At 46.3% G+C, this 322-nt stretch carries 1 protein-coding gene; it reads left to right on the forward strand.

Going from position 1 to position 322, the window contains the following annotated elements; translation table 11 throughout:
• Nucleotides 1-322 (forward strand): hypothetical protein (locus tag ACVC08_RS00695; protein ID WP_452600587.1); only part of this gene is annotated, 322 nt, incomplete at both ends.

A 322-nucleotide genomic window follows, 5' to 3' on the forward strand; every position in this document is an offset into this window, starting at 1 on the left:
AACCCATTACCAGTAGTCACCCCAGTAGACGATTACACCCACTGTGAGTTAAACACCGATGGCGTATACGAAAGCTTTGACTTTACAACCATGACCGATGCCATATTAAACGGACAAGACCCCGCAATTTTCACGGTAACCTACCATGAAACACAAGCCGAGGCCGATGCAGGAATGAATGATTTAACCCCAGGCGGGCTATTCACCAATACCAGCAACCCACAAACCATCTATGTCAACATTACCAATACCGTAACCGGATGTTTAACAACAGCCTTAACCTTCGATTTACAAGTACACGAAGACGCACTGGCCAATAGCG

The organism is Pontimicrobium sp. MEBiC06410, from assembly GCF_053601615.1.